Consider the following 17,795-nt stretch of genomic DNA (forward strand, 5'->3'; position numbering starts at 1 on the left):
AACAAACGTTTTTATTTACAAGGAGGGTTACATGTCGTTTTTTAAAACAATCAGGATCATTGGAGTTTTCATGGGGCTGGTTTTGGCAACCTTTTTTTTGAACTCGTGTGAGGGTGCCGTGAAACAAGGTTCACAAGAAGTGGATGGAGGTTACGGAGGGCACGGTGCTGGTGGGCATGGGGGACATGGCGGCGCTGGGCATTAAGCCTGTTCTGTCTTGATGAAACAAGTCAAAGTTTACTCCCGCAACAGATAGGGCAAACACAGGTACTGATGTGGCTATTGAAAGCGCTGGCATTACTTTACTACATGGGGATTTGCGTGGTATTACTAAAGCTCGTCGTTTGTCAGAAGGCACCATGAGTAACATACGCCAGAATCTATTCTTTGCTTTTATTTATAATGTACTGGGTGTACCGCTGGCAGCAGGGGTTTTGTACCTGCTAACAGGCATGCTCTTAAGCCCAATCATTGCTGCGACTGCTATGGCCCTTTCTTCCGTTTCAGTCATTATTAATGCGCTTAGGCTACGACGGATAAAATTATGAGAGCATGTTTAGCTGTAATTGTATTATTACTTACGTCCTTTGTGGCAATAGGGAAATCGAGCTTAAGTCTTGAGGAAATGACGCAAATTGCTCTTGCTAGTAATAAGGATTTAAAAGCAGCTCGCTATAATGTGGCTATTGCAAAGGCTCGTTTGATACAAGCTGGCCTTTGGCCCAATCCAAGCCTTAATCTCTCAAATAATGACGACCGCCTATTTAATGATGAAGGGGAATATTCACGCAGTGCTGGTTTTAGTCAAGCATTTCCTATTTCTGGACGTATTGCAAAACAAAAGACGGTTGCCTACCTGGATGTGTTGAAAGCGATTGCCGAAATTAAGGAAGCAGAGCGTCAATTAAGCGCCAAAGTTGCGAATGCCTTTTATGCGGCAGTGATTACTGAGTGCCGTTTACAACAGCTGAATTATTTATTAAAAATCAATAAGGAATTAGTTGACGTGATCCATAACCGTTATCATGCGGCCGAAATTTCAAAGTTGGATGAGAATGCAGCTCGGATTGAGTATCTACGCATTGTTCAAGAAAAGCATTTATTACATAGCTTTCTCATCAGTCAAAATGCCTTGCTAAATCAATTGATGGGACGAGCAGCAGAGTCTCCTCTATCACTTAGAGGCGGTTTAATGACGAAACAAAAACTCCCTGAATTAACCATCCTAAAAACATTGGCACTTAAAAATCGTCCTGATCGTCAAGCCATCGCCTTATCGATTCATCGCGCCAGTGCCGATAGCCGTTTGGCAAAAGCCGAACGTTTTGCTGATTGGACGGTTGGGCTTGGTGTCCAACAAGATAAAATTGTGGTGGAAGAGGGTCCGCCTCAACCAGCTGACCGCACCTTGGGTGTTACCCTTTCTGTCCCACTTCCTCTTTTAAATCGTAATCAAGGACGAATTTTGGAAGCCGCCCGCACGGGAACTCAAGCTATAATGGCTTTACGTGCCTTGGATTTAAGCATTGAAACGGAAATAGCGAGTAATTATGCCCAATTGAAAGCACTTCAAATGAGTCTTAGGGAAACGCAAAACATTTCTCTTAAGTTAGGTGTTGAGAATGTCAAGCTCGCTCGCGAAGCCTATGAGGGTGGCCAAATCTCTTTCTTGAATGTGCTGCAAGTGCAGCGGCAACAAAATGATTTGCAGATGACCTATTTAGCCACCTTGGAAAAATATTTACAAGTCTACGTAGCCTTATGTACTGCCATGGGTCCTGGCAACACGAAAGGCTTTTGTCCTTATTTAGCTTATCAAAGGAATGGGAATGACTGTTATCTTTCGACAAAGGGTTAGAACAATTGCATTAGCAGGTATTTTGCTGGTTTTGTTTTTTTCAACGCCAAGCTTCCCTCATGGTGAAGAAATTGAGGTTAGTGAAGGGGCTAAAGGTCCTGTTCATTTAACGCCTGAACAAACCAAAATGCTTGCCATTAAAGTGGCCGAGGTGGCGCCTCGTTCCATGTCCAATCTTTTAGCATTAAACGGTCAAATTCAGCTCCTCCCTGATGCTCAAGCAGATGTCAGTGTGAGAATTAGTGGTAGCGTGACTGCCATTGATGTCAATTTAGGCGATGCTGTTCAAGTAGGGCAGCAATTGGCGGTTGTGCAATCGAGGTTAATTGGTAATCCACCACCTAGCATTGCAGTAAAAGCCTCGATTGCCGGAATCATCGATGCTCGTAATGTCAATTTAGGTCAAGCTGTTGAACCAAACACCGTACTTTTTCACATCAGTAATCGCGATAAGCTTTTGGTCATTGCCCAAGTTTACGAAGAAGATTTAGGCAAGATCAAAGTGGGGCAAGCGGTCAATATTCATGCGCTAAGCTATCCCAAGGAGGTTTTCCCAGGCAAAATCATTTTGATTGAACCCAGTCTTGATCCATTGACCCGTACAGTGAATGTGAGAATCAGCCTTGATAATAAAGCCAATCTGCTTAAGCCTGGCATGTTCGTTCGTGCTAACGTTATTTTAAGCCATAATGATACCGCACTTGCTATCCCCAACGCAGCACTCCTACAAACCAATGGCGAACAATTTGTTTTCGCACGGAATGGAAATGAATACGAACGTGTCTTTGTCAGCACTGGGATGAGCGATGACGAGTACACCGAAATCATCGATGGGCTTGTGCCTGGAGATGAAGTGGTAACTCAAGGGCTTCGTCAGATCTACACACTGTGGCTTAGCGGTGGAAGTAAGCCGCAACCTGTCAAAAAGGAAACCCATTAAATGTTTACCCATTTAATCACCTGGTCCTTACATAATCGCCCCTTAGTGTTAGCACTGACGCTTATTCTTTGTTTATTAGGAGGATATGCCTTACAACGAATGCCTGTGGATGTTTTCCCCGAATTTGCTCCACCGCAAGTGGTTGTGCAAACCGAAGCTCCAGGTATGGCGCCCCAGGATATGGAAACCCTTGTGACCTATCCTTTGGAAAGCGCTATTAATGGAACACCTGGGGTGGTGAGTGTGCGCTCAAAAACATCTGTTGGGTTATCGACCATTACCGTTGTTTTTGATGACAGAACAGATATCTATCGTAATCGCCAGTTGGTTAACGAGCGCGTTCAGCAAGTGGCCAACCGCCTGCCGCCAGGGGTTAATGCTCCAGTCATGTTGCCTGTGATTTCGGCCGTCGGATGGATGGTCAAATATGCCTTGGTCAGTCGAACAGCGAGCCCTGAAACACTGCGTACCATCTCAGACTGGACGATACGCCCACGAATTTTGGCTCTTGGGGGAGTTGCGTCAGTCGTTTCTGTTGGAGGAGAAGTTAAACAGTATCAGGTACAGCTTCAACCACAGCGAATGCTTGCCTACGGGGTGACAGTGGAAGAGGTTCGGTCAGTGTTGGCTACTGCAAATCAAAATGTGCCTGGTGCCTTTATCCACCAAGCAGGGACCGAATTTGTAGTAGGAACAATGGGGCGTATTAAGACGTTGGATGATATCAAAAAGACCTTAATTGCGGTTCGCAATGGCGTCCCTATTACCATCAATAATGTCGCTACAGTGGCTTTCGGTGGTGAAATAAAGCGTGGTGATGGTGCTTATAATACGGAAAATGCAGTTATTGGCACAATCTCAAAAATTTATGGTGCAGATACCCTAACCACGACTCGCAAAGTAGAGCAAGCATTAGCAGAGATTAAGACCTCATTACCCGCTGGGGTTGAATTAATCACGGAAGTGTTTCGCCAGGCTAATTTTATCGAGTCAGCGATTCATAATTTAACGAAGGCGTTGATTGAAGGGGCGATCATTGTGATTGCTGTGCTCTTTCTTTTTTTGATGAATTGGCGAGCCTCATTCATTACTTTCATTTCCATGCCTGTTTCTTTTGTAGTGGGAATTCTTGTGCTTTATTATTTTGGTTTTGGTATTAACGCCATGGCGCTAGGAGGGATGGCCATTGCCATCGGAGAGGTGGTGGATGATGGTATTATCACGGTCGAAAATGTGGTGCATCGCTTAAGGCTTAATCGTTTAGCTCAAACACCACTTTCAGCCATTCAAGTGGTGTTTGATGCTGTCTTAGAAATTCGAAGTTCTGTGGTCTATGCCACTATTATTATTAGCTTGGTGTTTTTACCGATTTTCTTTTTGTCAGGTATTGCTGAGCGGATTTTTAGTCCCTTAGCGATTGCCTACATTGCATCCGTCATGGGCTCTCTTGTCGTATCTATCACCGCGGTGCCGGCCCTTTGTTACCTCCTTTTGGTGGGGCGAGCTGAAAAAAAGCAGGATGTTCATGTGACTTTGCACGCTCTTTCTCAAGATGAACGGAATGATTTAGCTGGTCAGGACTTAAGTGAACATCACAAATCCGAAACCCCTTTTGTTGTTTGGCTAAAAAGGCATTTCTTAACCTGGTTACACTGGTCTTTGGCCCATTGCAAAACGGTGGTAGCTTTAGCAGGGACGGCTTTTATTTTTGCGTTAGCCTTGCTGCCTTTTTTTGGCACGTCCTTCTTGCCTGAGTTTCATGAAGGTAATTTTATTATCGCGATGACTACACTTCCTGGTACATCCCTGGATGAATCCATGCGTTTGGGAGGCCAAATCCGCAAAACCTTACTTAAATACCCGCAAGTCATCTCCATTGCGCAGCGTGCGGGGCGTAGTGAATTGGATGAAGATGCATTGCCACCTAACGTCAGTGAATTTGATGTGCGCCTTGATTTCGATAAAGACAAAGCAATGCCACCGGACGAGTTGCTGCGTCGTATCCGTGCTGACTTAGCGAACATTCCTGGCGCCGTATTTAACGTCGGGCAATTCATTGCTCATCGTATGGATGAAGTGTTATCTGGGGTTCGAGCGCAAGTGGCTGTGAAAATATTTGGTGATAACTTAGCTAAACTCAACGAATTAGGGCAATCAATAGAAACGCTGTTAAAAACGATTCCTGGGGTGGTGGATGTTAACAAGGAACAACAAATCAATGTGCCGCAATTGATCATTAAAATCGATCGCGAGAAAGCGGCGCGCTATGGTATTAATGTGGGGCAAGTGTCTGAAGATGTACAAGTCTTGCTTAATGGAGTGGCTGTATCAAGCATTCTTGAGGAGCAGCGAACGTTTGATTTATATGTTCGGATGAGCAAGGCGGAGCGTGACAATGTTCGAGCAATCCAAACCATGCTCATTGATGCTCACGGGGCTCAAGACAAAGAGACCAAAATTCCCTTGCGTGCCGTGGCTGATATTCGACTAGAGCCTCAGCCTTTTGCGATAAACCGTGAAAATGTGCAGCGTCTTTTAGTCATTGCCTTTAACGTGCAAGGCCGGGATTTAGGCAGTGTCATTCAAGAGGTGCAGCAAAAAATCAAGGAAAAAATTCAATTGCCAACAGGTTACTTTATTCAATATGGTGGGCAATTTGAAAGTCAGCAACAGGCTTCACGTGTCATACTCATTTTTGGTGGTCTCGTTATCTTTATCATGTTGATTCTACTGCATAAAGCTTTTGGTACATTGCGTGAAGCACTGCTGGTGATGTTTAATTTGCCACTGGCGCTGATTGGTGGGGTGGTTTCCCTGTTTCTTTTCAGTGGTGAGATGAGTGTAGCGGCCATGATTGGTTTTATCACCTTATTTGGCATTGCGGCACGTAATGGGATTATTTTAGTGAGCCACTACAATCAATTGCGTGTCCAAGGACAATCGCGCGAACAAGTGGTGATTCAAGGTACTCTTGACCGCTTAGTACCGGTATTAATGACTGCAGCAACGGCAGCCCTTGGCTTAATTCCCCTGTTGTGGGGATCGCCCGCCGGCAAGGAGCTTCAGCGCCCTTTGGCGCAAGTGCTGTTGGGAGGATTGTTCACCTCCACCTTTTTAAATATGCTTGTGGTACCCACCGTCTATAACGCCATTGAAGGCTGGCGTGAAAAACATATCTATACCAATAAAAACTTTCAAGGAGAATCGCGATGAATCAAATAGCTGAACGCATTAATAAAGAAGCAAAGGGTTTATTCCATGTGTTTGTGGTTTTATTTTTCTTGCTATCACCTTTACATGCTGCTAATCATGATACACAGGTTGAACCTCTCCCAACAACGATTTCAGGCGTTTGGGAAGCAATTGATAAGCACATGAAAGCAATGGATGAAGCGGTGGCTAACAACCAACTTGATAAAATTCACCATCATGCATTTGCTGTTCGGGATTTGGTGAATGCTCTACCGGCATTAAGTCAGAGTTTATCTTCCGAAAAATTGGCTGCGGTCAAGCGAGACAGTAAATATGTCGATCTACTTGCCGTGCGTCTTGATAAAACAGGGGATACTAATGATAAAGAAGGCACTGCCGCCAATTTGCAAAAATTGAAAAAAATACTGACGTCAATCCGTGGCAATTATATGGCTATTCATTATTAGACCTAAAAAAGGCAGGTCGAACTGATTCGTACCTGCCTAATAACGTTTCAGTCAGCAATGCTGGGGAATATCTGTTTAATGTCCACTATGGCCGTGAGCTGCCAAGATGATATTGTTTTGGGAACCCAATGTTGGACTGAGAGCAAAACCAGAAACGGTAGAAGCTGCAATAAGTACTATTGAAGGGATTATTACCTTTAATGTCTTTAAAATACCCATGCTTGTTTAATCCATCATCTCAATGGCCAGTGCGGTTGCTTCGCCTCCGCCAATGCAAATGGCGGCAATGCCTCTCTTTTTTTCATGGTACTTCAATGCTCCAATTAGGGTTGCCACAATACGAGCTCCCGATGCACCGATGGGATGCCCTAAGACACAAGCGCCACCGTGAACATTCACTTTCTCATGCGGAATATTGAGCTCTTTCATGGCTACCATGGGAACAACCGCGAAGGCCTCATTGATTTCCAACAAATCCACGGAATCCAGTGTCCAGTCTACTTTTTTAATTAATCGTCGGATGACAGCTGCTGGGGTAGTTGTAAACCAACCTGGCTCGTGGGCATAAGACGCGTGCGCGCGAATGACAGCCAAAGGCTTGATGCCTAATGCTTCGGCTTTTGAAGAGCGCATTAAGACCATGGCTGCTGCCCCATCGGATATTTTGCTGGAATTTGCAGCCGTTACCGTGCCGTATTTACTGAAGGCTGGTTTGAGTAAAGGGATTTTTTCAATGAGAACGGCTTGTGGGCCCTCATCAGTTGTGTAAATTTTCTCTTCTTTGGCGGTTGTAACGGTCACGGGGGTTATTTCAAAATTAAAACGGCCTTCTTTAGTTGCCTGTTGTGCCCGCAGGATGGAGGTTTTGGCATATTCATCTTGGCTCTTGCGGCTAAAACCAAATTTTTTAGCGGTGTTATCTGCAAAAACGCCCATCAAGGTCCCTCGCTCATAAGCGTCTTCAAGGCCATCTAAGTACATGTGATCGATGAGCTGTCCATGGCCTAGGCGATAGCCAACGCGTGCTTTCGTTAACAAATAGGGGGCATTGGTCATGCTCTCCATACCACCGGCCACAATGACGTTATGAGTGCCTGCCATAATGGCATCAAAACCTAGCATGATGGATTTCATGCCTGAGCCACACATTTTATTAATGGTGCTGCAGCCCACATGATGAGGAACTCCAGCAGCAATGGCTGCTTGCCTTGCGGGTGCTTGGCCAAGGCCTGCTTGCAAGATACACCCCATGAATACTTCTTCAATATCATCTGGCTTTAAATGAGCACGCTCGATTGCTGCTTTGATCGCATAGGCACCCAATTCATAGGCAGTGAGGTCTTTAAAATAGCCTAGTAAATGACCAATGGGTGTGCGGGCTAGGCTTGTAATCACAATGAGATCGTTATTCACATTTTCATTCCCCGTATAGAGATTCAAACAGCTGCTCCATAAACTCATTTCGTCTATTTTTTATGACTTCTATTGAGGAACGAATCATTTCAGAACCCAATTGCCCCAGTTTTTTGAATGTGTTCTCTTCTGTAACTGACTGACGATTTGCTTCTACGGCTTTTACTAACCAGGCAACGGTACGCATGGTGGGACTGATTTTTTCGGAAAAGATCGTGCGACTTAAACGCATGGGGTGCATTTTTTCTAACCACAGTGTTAAAAGGGGATTGCTAAAAGCTCGAATCCAAGGTTGACAAAGGACACGATAATGATAATCGTTGGCTTCAGAGGCTTTACGTACGTTTTCAAAGGGCTCAATAGCCTTGATCGAACAAAGTTCTGCAAGATCGCGTTCCTCAAAACGAACCTTGTACTGCTCCTTGCTGCAATCTGGGTCGCCTGTGGGGTTATCGATAATCATTTCATATAAACCGGGGGATAATGTCTCGATAGCCGCATAATGTTCTAAAATGGCGCGATGCTCCAAGCGAACCACTTTAGCCGAAACAAAAATGCCCAGATGTCCCACCGTCGGGTGCACAAGATAAGCAATGCGTTGCTTGGCTTTTTTTAAATCATGGGTTGTTGGATAAATGGTTTTTAACCAATGCAATGCTTGATAAGGTGGGGTAATTTCATCGCCTTGGGATGCAAAAATCACGATGGGATTATGAATGCGTTTTAAGTCAAAGACACAATCCTGATGGATAGGAATTTCTCCACGCTCGAACTTATTTCCAATAAAAAGGCTTGCCACTGTTTCTGTGATTTCCTCCTCACTAAATTGGTAAAAGCCATTCCACCAGTGTTCAAAATCTAAAAAACGCTCGCGCTCGGTATCTATCTCATCAAAGAGACGGCGGTATTTATCCCAGATGGCGGTAGTTGGGTTTAAGAATTCAAAATTTTGCACAAGCCAAGCGCCATCAAACATTCCATCATTCAAATCAGCAAGATAGCGAGTGAGCCATACCCCTCCTAAAAGTCCACCCAGTAATTGCATGGGGTTGGTTTCTTCTTTGCTACTCGCCCAATAGGAAATGGGTGAGCCATTCATCACGAGTGGACCGACCAAGCCTTCACAATCGGAAGCCAGTAACGCCAACATCCAACCGGCCTGGCAATTGCCATAAAGGATGGGAGATTGGCCTTGATGCCAGGTTTTTACTTGTTTCACAAACTGTTTTATCGTCGCTAGTACATCAGACAGCGTTTGATGCGGGATAGGGTGAGGATAAAACATAGCAAAATAAACGGCATGACCTCGATGCAGAGCGATTCCTATTTCAGAATCTCGTTTAAAGCCACCAATCCCTGGGCCATGGCCGGCACGGGGATCGACGATGATAACAGGCGGCTTATTGGGATCATAGCAATCGGCAAAACACACCTCATCGACCTCAAGGATTTTAAGTAAGGCATAATTCGTTTTAGGCTCTAAGGTTCTACCATCCAATACTAGCTCGTATTTAAAATGCAAAGGCGGTGGCATGCCTTGTTGTTCATGCGCCATCATATCATTGGCGCGTTGGCGCAATGTGTCGAAAAATAAAATGCTTCTTTGTCCAAAATCAATTGCGTAAGAAAGCCAATCCTTCCATAGTTGGGAAGATTGAGATAAGCCTTCAGACCATGAAGGGTTATGTTCTTTAAGTGTAGTAGTTTTCCCTTGTTTTAAGTCTTGTTCGTCCATGAATTGTCGCCTTGTTTGCTGCAATGATAAATTATAGCTTAGCACAAACGAGCAGTTCAGAAAGTCTGAGGTTCAATCTTGTGCTATGATTTGCTATATCTTATTTGATTGCGTTTAATGCCAGGGATATCGGCCATGAATGGACTAGAAAAGCAATGCTGTCCTAAGGAAATACTACTCACCCAACAACAAGAATGGTCACAAGATGTGGATGCTTGCTGTTATATCCCTGCTGAGATAAGCGCTTCCATTAGTTTCTTTCCTTTTTTTACCCAATTGGTTCAAGCAAGCCTGGCTAAATGGACTGCTGGGATAAGTCCTGCCGCGCTTGGCTCATCCTATTCTAATTGGCTTTGGCAGTTAGCACAAACTCCTGGACTATTATGGGAGCTAGCTACTTATCCTGTCTTTCATGCACATGATTGCATTAACAATATTGTTTGCATCGAGCGTGCTGCTGGGGGTAAAGACGTACGCTTTAAGAAAGACAGCTGGCAGCCTATGCCTTGGCGTTTATTCGCGGAAGGCTTTTTACAGGTGGAAGATTGGTGGCGACCCGCTACAACCAGCCTGCCAGGATTACTTGGTCAGGCAGAGCGCACGGTCTCTTTCTGGGCGCGCCAATGCCTTAATGCTTTGTCCCCTTCCAATTTCGTTTGGTCTAATCCTGATTTGTTCCATGAGGCCTTACGCACCGGTGGGCTTAATCTCATCCAGGGCAGTCAAAATGAGTGCGCGCATGAAGAGGCTTTGCGTTTTATTTGGGATTGGATTGAGACCTGGAGTGGTCATTGGCAAGTGATCTCAGTTGCTTATCGTATCGTTCATGGTGGCGCTCTCTACAAGAGAGTGATGATACCAAGGCTAAATTTGCACTAGATTATTTATGTCTCAAAACTGCTCAATTCATGGGGATGATGGCGATCCATGCGATGTCACTTCTTGAACGTCAGACAGGAGTTAAGAGCCTATGAAGAGTAAAAAAGGACTGATTATAGGCATTGCTAATGAGCATTCAATTGCTTGGGGTTGTGCTAAAGTATTGCATGAAGAGGGTATCCAATTGGCTATTACTTATCAGAATGAAAAGGCTAAAGGCTATGTACAACCTTTGGCTGAAAAAGTATCTTCTCCCATTTTTATGCCTCTGGATGTGACCGATAAAGCACAATTCGATGCCTTATTTCAGAAGATAAAAGACAGTTGGGGTCGGCTTGATTTTGCGATTCATGCGATTGCTTTTGCACCAAAAGCGGATTTACAGGGCCGTGTTGTCGATTGTTCTAAAGAAGGATTCATGATGGCCATGGATATTTCTTGTCATTCACTCATACGGTTGGCAAAAGCTGCTGAGCCACTGATGGTCGATGGAGGAAGCATTATTACCATGAGTTATTATGGGGCAGAAAAAGTCGTTAAAAATTACAATCTCATGGGGCCAGTCAAGGCGGCATTGGAGACTTCCGTGCGTTATCTGGCTATGGAGCTTGGGAGTAAAAGGATTCGAGTTAATGCCATTTCTCCTGGGCCAATCAGTACTCGTGCCGCATCAGGTTTAGCCGATTTTGATAAGCTGATGGAAAAGGCAGCTAATGAGGCTCCCTTGCATCAACTCGTTACCATAGAGGATATCGGTGAGGCGGCTTCTTTCTTAACATCCGATAAAGCCGCATCCATTACAGGACAAGTGCTCTATGTAGACGCCGGCTATAATATTAAGGCTTAAGCAGGCTTCGATGAATCACATGCTAAAGTGTGGGTTAAGTCAGTTAAATGGTTAGGATTGAAGGTTATCAGCGCAAGAAATGAATTACCTGATTGTGGATTTGTAGAATTCATTGCCCGATTTATGGAGGGCGGCAAACAGCGCTCCATCCATGAGATCAGTGAGTTTCATCGGATTAATGAGCGGTGGTATTATGTTGATGGAACGCATCCAAGGAATCAGAGGAAATCTTTATCTGTGAAATTAGGGCGTAATAGCCCCTGCCCCTATGGTAGTCATAAAAAATTTAAAAATTGTCATGGTAAAGGCTCTGCACCTTGAAGGCTGTATTTTAAATTTAGGATTTAATTACGATGCATGAAGAATACTGGCAACAACGTTGGCAATTCAATGAGATTGGCTTTAACCAGTCACAACCTAACGTATTAATGCAGCGTTATTTTCCTGAGCTGGATTTAAATACGGGCAATCGCGTTTTTGTTCCTTTATGCGGCAAAAGTATCGATATGACTTGGCTTGCATGTCAGGGCTATAAAGTAGTTGGAGTAGAACTCAATGAGCAAGCATGCAAAGCGTTTTTTAATGAAAACAAGATTCGCTTCAAGCGGACTGAAATGGCTGATTTTACAGTCTACCAAAGTGATGAAATTACTTTATTTTCTGGTGATTTTTTTAAATTAAATAAAAACTTACTCGATAAAGTCGATGCAGTGTATGACCGAGCGGCTCTCATTGCATTACCAGAATTACTAAGAAGCCGCTATTCAGAGCACATGGCCAAACTGCTTGAGCCAGAAACCAAGATGTTGTTAATAACTACTTCATACAATCAAAATGAAATGCAGGGCCCACCTTTTTCAGTAGATGAAATGGAAATTGATGAGCTGTTTAAAACAAATTTTGATATCACACAGATTTATAATAAGGCAATAAAAGCCATACCGGAGCATCTAAGCGCCAAGGGATTAAAGCATGCAATCGAACAAGTTTATTTTTTGGTAAAGAAAAAGCCGAAGCAAGGAGCTTTGTGAATCACGAGCATGATAAATTATGGTTCTATTAATTCAAATTAGTTGAATTAGTTTTACCGAGCCTGCTCTGGGCTGCCATATAATACTACTTGATTTCTGCCTTTCTTTTTAGCCTGATAAAGCGCTCCATCCGCAGCGCCAAGGAGTTCTCCAACTGTTTGCCCATTATTTGGGAAAATGGCAATACCGATAGAAATGGTAATTGGGCCTATTTGCTGATCATTGTGTTTAATGTTTAAGTGGTAAATTTTAAGCCTTAAATTTTCGGCTATATTTTTTGCGTTTTCGGTATTGATGTTATGAATAAATACTACAAATTCTTCGCCGCCGTAACGGCATGCTAAATCAGTTGCGCGCATCTCATTGCGGAATACTTCGCCAATCTCTTTTAATACTTCATCGCCAGCTTCGTGACCGTAGGCGTCATTGATAGATTTAAAATGATCCAGATCAAGCATTAACAGGGCAAATTGCTGATTTTCACGTTTCGCCTGCCCAATTTGTTGGTTAAGAAATTCTTCAAGGTAACGTCTGTTATAAAGTCCAGTGAGTGCATCGTGTATAGATTGAAAGCGAAGATTTTCTCTCAGGCGAATGTTGGCCAGGGCAAGTGCAGTTAATTCTGAAAATGCAGTAATCAGAAGCCTTTGATTTTCATCATGAAAGGGCGGACTCTCCTTGCTCGTCTCGAGATACAGTAAACCATAAATATTGTTTTGCGCCATTAATGGTATGCAAAGATGATATACGTCTTTATGGTTGGTTTTAGTATGCGGACAAACCAGTGTCGTGGCCGATTCGTCGACTTGATGCATTCTTCCCAACCTGATTCCCCAGCATAAATCGGGACTAAAGCTGTCAAGCTGCTCATTGGGCTCTCCCCAGATAACGATTTTTTCCAGGGCATTTTTGGAAGAGTGCATGATGAATAAAAAGCCGCTGGCAAATTCCAATAATTTTTTGGTAAAACTGTTCATGGCTCTAATGAACTCATTTTGTGTATTGCATGCCAGCATGATATCGCTCATTTCAACCAGAAACGAAATCTGTTTATTTTTTTCTTCCAGGGCGCGCATGCTGCTGGAGAGATTTTGATATGATTGTTGTAATTCCATATGTTCGCGAATGTTTTCGGTAATATCGCGGATATTTTGCACCGCACCCTGAGCGGATTCTAAACCTTGCAGCAAGCTGCTTGTTAATTCATATGTTTTTGTTTGATGATTGACATCAACCTCCAGGATTTTGGAAGTTGTATTGCTCCTGAGCGATTCTTTCCATTCATGAACTAATTCTTTTCTGCTTTCAGGTACCTTTGCCAATGCAGCCTCAATGGACATACCTGCCGATATCGAGGTGCCAAAAAGCAATTTAAATTCTTTGTGGTATGAGTCATTAAAAATGATAAATTTTAAACCTTCGTCAAAAGCGGCTATCATGTCGCTTGAAGCTTCCAGTACTTTGCGTAATTGCTCCTGTGCCTGCATATATCCGAGCTCAGTTTTTTTGCGGTTAGTTAACTCAACATTGGCAAGGGCAAATGCCACAATTAAGGCAAGAATACTTAAAGAATTCCCAACGATAATGGCTAAGCTCGTACCCTCAGCCTCAGATATTAATTTTTGATGACGATAATTTAATAATGCTGATTCTATGGATTTAATTTCTTCTCCTAAATTTTTAGCCAAGTTGGATAAATTCTGGCTGCGATTAAATAGATCGGCTCCCTCTTTTGTAGACTGTATTTCATGAATCTTTAGGGGAGTAATTCTGCTTAGAATCTGTAATCTTGTTTTAATAGTTGCTGCAAATTTTAAAACACGCTGATTCTGTTCAGGATTATCTTTAGTTAATTGGGTAAGCTTTTGTAAGTTTTGGTTAAGATTTTTTTTAATTTCGTCCATTTCTTCAAGCAATTGAGTCTGGCCGCTGATTAAAAAACCGCGATAATGCGATTCAAGATCAGCCAGTTCAAAGAGGCTTGCGTTTACGGATTGAATGACCTTATGGGCGTGAATGACGCGGTTATTAACATCAATCAAGCTTTTAACCTGATAGTAAGAAAAAAAGCTAATAAGCAGTAATGCCGAAAGCGCGAAAAAGAAAATGGTGTTCAGAAAGGATTTATTTATTTTGAAAGCAGGGGCTATCGTTTTTTCTTGACTTGCTATTTTAAGGATATCCTTTTTCATGCTTTACCGTTTTTTATTCTAAACTTTTAAATAGGAGTATAGTAAAAGGACGGGAAGCCTTATGAACCTGCTTGAATTGTTGCGCATTATAATATTGCCCGCTTTGTGTATGATATGCCTAAGCTTTAAAATACATGGGGCAATCGATCTTTCGCGCCTTATCAAAGTCACAAAAGAAAATAATCCTGATTGTGTCGAATTTTATACTTATAAGGGCGAGTTATACTGCAGTACGACCCCCATTGAAACTGACGCGATTGAAGTCAATATCTTGCAGGATGAAAGGCAGAATATTGTATTTGACACGCGTGTTTGGAAAGCGGCCTGGGGGAAAAAATCAGAGCAATTCACCACCATTGAGTATGTGCCGGAAAATGAAAATATTCATAATTGGCATGAACTCATTACCAGCCAATTTATTCCCGGCATTCAAGACCAAATTACTCCCATCCAGTTTGTAGAAAGCGAAATAGAACAATTAAAGGCATCGGGCCTAACACTTAAAACAGCCATCATCAAGCAATCTCCGGATGAGGTTATTTTCGAATTTCGCGTAACTGCACCCCAAAATTTAATTCAGCATGAGTTGCAGAAAGTCAGCAAGGGTAAGGATGGGTTATATATACTTCACTATGTCATCAAAGAAAAAAACATGGGTAAGGATAAAAGGAATAAATGGATTAAAAACCTCAAGGAAAGTTCAATTAAAGAATAACCAGCCTGCATGGCAAATTATTGCGCATGCTGTTCTATACTATAGATATGTAAATTGACATGCTGTGAATGATATGACCCAAGAGAAGCAGGAAATTCAAGAAACTATAGTAGAACTGCCAGATCAAGAAAACCCGATTGAACAGGCTAAAAACTCTTTGCTTGGCAGTATTGGCAAGTATGACAGTAAGACTCAAGGTGTCAGCCAGCTTAGTGAAGAAGGAAAAAAAGCGCTGTATGATGGATTTGACAAATATCAAAAAGAAAGGCAGGAAGAACTTAATAAGGCGAAAAGGGATAATAAAATTACAGAAGAAGAGGCAAAAGACCCGGCCTATTACCGAAAAAAATTCATTGAATTTCTTTATGATAAAGCTCAAAAAAAGGAGATTAAAACGGGTAATGGCGAACCAGTTACCCTTGAAGCGATGCTTGGTCAAGAAGGGGTTGAGCTTTATCAAAAAGCCCTGAAAGAAGAACGTTATAGTCAAGAGTACATGGATGCCGTATTTAACAAGGCAACCAAACATTATGAAGGCGAAAAATGGGCAGAGCGCCTAATCGTACCAATCGGCGGTCCATCAGGCGCTGGTAAATCATACGCTGCAGGTGAAATTGTCAAGCAGGCCAGTACTTATGTTCGTAAAGTGCCGAATGATGACAGCGGTAACTATGTTGTTTCTATTGACGGCGGTATTGGCCGTGAGATGTCTAAGATTCGCAATGAGGTGATTAAGGTGGCGCGCCTGAATGGGCATGCTGGCGTCAGCGATTTACATGAGCAAAGCAAGGTGCTGGGGGGCATTAAAAAAAATCTTTGGAACGCTGCCATGAAAACCAAGGGATTAAGTATGGTCTGGCCTGAAACCTTTTCGCATTGGCATATCCCCTCTGGCAAGTTATACCCTAAACAAATTATCAACGCGATAAAAAAAAGAGTGCCTTTATTAAGCAAACTCCAGAGTGAGCTGTTAAGCCTTGCGAATATGCAAGATACCAAAGTTATTTTTAGCCGGGTAGTCAGTCCGAATAATGATGAGCAGATGAAAAACGTGATTCGATATAACGGAAATAAAAGGGCTTATGGCGATATATCAGCGTTGAAGAAAGGCTCTTATGAAGATACTGATTATTCAAAATTGCCGGAAAGTAAAGCATACAGCGCAGGGCCGTTAGATTTCTTTTTTAATTCTGGCCTGTTTGGTTCAAGGGATGCCGAAAAACATTATCAAAAAGTATGCAAAAAACCTGTGGTTATTCACGTGGTGAATGACATGATATTGGTCAAGAATACCGGCGGTAATAATTGGGTAAGAACAAATGATCCAAATGATGCAACCATGAGCGTCTCGGAACGGTTGTTTAATGATTGGCAGGCAAAAGAACCTGATACTTCATTGGAAGAATATGTGCAACAACACCGAAGCGAATACAAGCCACTGATTAAGAATCCCGAGTTAGCAAAGCTTGAATCGTCTGTTGAGCAATTGCTAGAAGATGCAAAACGCCATAATGACGATATTGCGATTCAAATTGCTGCTTCGTTGCAAAAACAGATCCAACAAATCGAAACCTGCTGGCGTAACGATAAGAAGGCAGACTGCAGGCAAAAAATTGAAAATGTAAAATTATTACTGCATAACTGCGGCCAGTGCACAGAATATCTGAAGTTACCTAAAGCAAATAGAATTTTAAATCATTTAAGCGAGCAATTAATTGTTATGAAATCATCTCTTCTGGGAGAAAAAGAGAAATCAACTTATGCTCAAACTCCAAGCATCGACTGGTCTGCTAAAAAAGATTTTATGACTGCAGACAATGAAGATGCCCTGGGTTTTAAAACAGAATTTGTTGACAATGTCGCCAAGATTAATGAAGGAATCGATGCCAGGATTTCAGAAACGGCAAATTGTACTGCGGTGCAAAGTGAAACTGCGGGAACGGTCAAGTTTAAAAGTAAAGAATTAAAAGAGAATGAAGCCATTCGGGCTTATTTGGATTTTGGCGCTGAAGATGGCGGCAATAAAAAAATCGGCCTCTTAAAGCAGGATCATACCGGTAAGGTAACCGATCTGTCTTCCGACAATCTTGCCACTGACGAAAAGGCCAGGGTGGCTTTTAAACAAGCGCAAATGTTTCTGATGCAATGGAAACCAGGTGGTGGCGACATTACCATTCGCGGTCCTGATAAGGACATGGCCAACAAGGTTTATGCCTCCCTGCTGCTGCTTAAAGAAAGTGATCCCAAATTTAAGCAGGTAAAAATTGTATCGCTCGTCGCCGGGTGTAATGGGCCTAAAAAAGGCGGTCAAGCAAAATTCATCAAGCAACATCTCGGCACAACTGACGATGGGCCTTTAAACAAGGATATGCGGGAACGTGCCGTGCAAGAACTGCGTGAGGCAGGCAGCGCGAAATTCCGCGATCGATTAAGCGAGATGCGCCAGGAATTTGAAAAGCCACCTGTACAATCTAGGGAAGAACAAGAACAGCAACAAGGCCTCAATATTCAGCAGTAGGCAGTAAT

The 17,795-nt window shown here is 42.9% G+C and carries 12 protein-coding genes and 3 pseudogenes; 12 read left to right on the forward strand and 3 right to left on the reverse strand.

From position 1 onward, the window contains the following. Window positions 1–31 precede the first annotated feature (31 nt). From Llon_RS11590 to Llon_RS06890, 6 genes and pseudogenes are all read left to right on the forward strand, one after another. Complete coding sequence (locus tag Llon_RS11590) at window positions 32–205, forward strand: hypothetical protein (protein WP_165474509.1); 174 nt, start codon at window positions 32–34, stop codon at window positions 203–205. 58 nt (window positions 206–263) lie between these two features. Further along, window positions 264–548: pseudogene (locus Llon_RS06870) on the forward strand (haloacid dehalogenase); the annotation flags it as partial. A gap of 77 nt (window positions 549–625) precedes the next feature. Next, window positions 626–1,858 carry a TolC family protein gene (locus Llon_RS06875; protein WP_412754048.1) on the forward strand — a complete coding sequence of 411 codons (1,233 nt, stop codon included), beginning with the start codon at window positions 626–628 and terminating at the stop codon, window positions 1,856–1,858. After that, on the forward strand, window positions 1,830–2,798 hold the full coding sequence (locus Llon_RS06880; protein WP_115336864.1) for an efflux RND transporter periplasmic adaptor subunit: 969 nt from the start codon (window positions 1,830–1,832) through the stop codon (window positions 2,796–2,798). The genes Llon_RS06875 and Llon_RS06880 overlap by 29 nt, the downstream gene beginning before the upstream one ends. After that, window positions 2,799–6,011, forward strand: coding sequence for an efflux RND transporter permease subunit (locus tag Llon_RS06885; RefSeq protein ID WP_058529326.1), 3,213 nt, complete (start codon window positions 2,799–2,801; stop codon window positions 6,009–6,011). Beyond that, window positions 6,008–6,457 (forward strand): hypothetical protein, encoded by a 450-nt coding sequence (locus Llon_RS06890; protein WP_058529327.1) that lies wholly within the window; start codon window positions 6,008–6,010, stop codon window positions 6,455–6,457. The genes Llon_RS06885 and Llon_RS06890 overlap by 4 nt, the downstream gene beginning before the upstream one ends. A gap of 225 nt (window positions 6,458–6,682) precedes the next feature. Here the strand turns inward: Llon_RS06890 and Llon_RS06895 are convergent, their stop codons facing one another. Beyond that, window positions 6,683–7,870 carry an acetyl-CoA C-acyltransferase gene (locus Llon_RS06895; protein ID WP_202813343.1) on the reverse strand — a complete coding sequence of 396 codons (1,188 nt, stop codon included), beginning with the start codon at window positions 7,868–7,870 and terminating at the stop codon, window positions 6,683–6,685. Window positions 7,871–7,874: 4 nt separating this feature from the next. After that, on the reverse strand, window positions 7,875–9,605 hold the full coding sequence (locus tag Llon_RS06900) for a DUF3141 domain-containing protein (protein ID WP_083503280.1): 1,731 nt from the start codon (window positions 9,603–9,605) through the stop codon (window positions 7,875–7,877). A gap of 135 nt (window positions 9,606–9,740) precedes the next feature. Here Llon_RS06900 and Llon_RS06905 point away from each other — a divergent pair. The 4 genes and pseudogenes from Llon_RS06905 to tmpT form a co-directional block, all read left to right on the forward strand. Continuing rightward, window positions 9,741–10,394 (forward strand): annotated as a pseudogene (locus Llon_RS06905) (poly-beta-hydroxybutyrate polymerase N-terminal domain-containing protein); the annotation flags it as partial. Between the two features lie 181 nt (window positions 10,395–10,575). Further along, window positions 10,576–11,331: an enoyl-ACP reductase FabI gene (gene fabI / locus Llon_RS06910; protein ID WP_058529329.1), complete on the forward strand. Its 756-nt coding sequence runs from the start codon at window positions 10,576–10,578 to the stop codon at window positions 11,329–11,331. Between the two features lie 21 nt (window positions 11,332–11,352). Next, window positions 11,353–11,652: pseudogene (locus tag Llon_RS06915) on the forward strand (YchJ family metal-binding protein); the annotation flags it as partial. 32 nt (window positions 11,653–11,684) lie between these two features. Continuing rightward, window positions 11,685–12,362 (forward strand): thiopurine S-methyltransferase, encoded by a 678-nt coding sequence (gene tmpT, locus Llon_RS06920; RefSeq protein ID WP_058529331.1) that lies wholly within the window; start codon window positions 11,685–11,687, stop codon window positions 12,360–12,362. Between the two features lie 53 nt (window positions 12,363–12,415). Here tmpT and Llon_RS06925 read toward each other — a convergent pair whose 3' ends face one another. Next, a complete protein-coding gene (locus Llon_RS06925) occupies window positions 12,416–14,554 on the reverse strand; it encodes a diguanylate cyclase (protein ID WP_065238288.1) in 2,139 nt (712 codons plus the stop codon). A gap of 61 nt (window positions 14,555–14,615) precedes the next feature. Between Llon_RS06925 and Llon_RS06930 the strand changes: the two genes are divergently transcribed. Both Llon_RS06930 and Llon_RS06935 read left to right on the forward strand, forming a co-directional pair. Continuing rightward, complete coding sequence (locus tag Llon_RS06930) at window positions 14,616–15,269, forward strand: hypothetical protein (RefSeq protein ID WP_058529332.1); 654 nt, start codon at window positions 14,616–14,618, stop codon at window positions 15,267–15,269. 64 nt (window positions 15,270–15,333) lie between these two features. Then, window positions 15,334–17,787, forward strand: coding sequence for a hypothetical protein (locus Llon_RS06935; protein WP_131754638.1), 2,454 nt, complete (start codon window positions 15,334–15,336; stop codon window positions 17,785–17,787). The last annotated feature ends 8 nt before the right edge of the window (window positions 17,788–17,795 follow it).

This window comes from Legionella londiniensis (assembly GCF_001467825.1).
In the GTDB taxonomy this organism is placed as follows: domain Bacteria; phylum Pseudomonadota; class Gammaproteobacteria; order Legionellales; family Legionellaceae; genus Legionella_A; species Legionella_A londiniensis.